We start from the raw sequence: 701 nt of genomic DNA, 5'->3' as shown, positions 1-701 counted from the left end.
ACAGACCAGCTCATCGCGCCAAAGCCGGTGATCTCAGGTTATTCGAACCCTGCAACCGGCATCAACGCTGGCCCGCTCAATCCTCGCCAAAGGCCGCTAGGAAGGCCGCGACGAAACGTGGATAGTCACTGTCGGACAACTGATTGATACCGGCCGCTGCCTTGCGACCGCCGCCGGTCTCAAACTGGCGGCAGAGCGCATCGGCGCCATCCGGGCGGTTGATCGGCGCTCGCACGCTGACCACAAAGCCACCTTGCTCGAGCTGGGTCAGCATGGCATGCGCTCGACTCGGCGCCTGCTGCGCCAAGGCGTTGGCAAACACACCCCCGACCCGGCGTGCCCAGGCGGCAGCCGGGAGCACCATCAATAGGTGCGTCGCACTCTGGTGCTCCGGGCTCATGGCACGCGCGCGCGTCATGTCGTCAGCGTAGCCGGTTTGCAAGGCCTCGAAAGCCTCGTCGCAACGCACGAACTCGAGCGGGTCAGCATAGGGCCGCAAACGCGCGAATAACGCATCGGGCGGAAAATGCAGATCCGCCACCGTCGCGCCATAGCCGTTGTAATTCAGCAGGATACCAAGCTCGCGCAGGCGCTCGAGCGCGTCCTGTGGCAACCCCAGCGGCTGCGCTGCGCGGATTGCGGAGGCATCGAAGTTATCCCCGAAGGTGCCGACCACGGCCCAAGCGCGCTGACGACCCTGA

General features: G+C 65.0%; 1 pseudogene. It reads right to left on the bottom strand.

The window, feature by feature from the left end:
- Window positions 1-76: 76 nt before the first annotated feature.
- Window positions 77-701: pseudogene (locus tag VBE63_RS30925) on the bottom strand (acetyltransferase); the annotation flags it as partial.

The sequence above is a fragment of the Lamprobacter sp. genome (assembly GCF_034860625.1).
Taxonomy (GTDB): domain Bacteria; phylum Pseudomonadota; class Gammaproteobacteria; order Chromatiales; family Chromatiaceae; genus Lamprobacter.
This window is presented reverse-complemented; position numbering and strand designations above follow the sequence as displayed.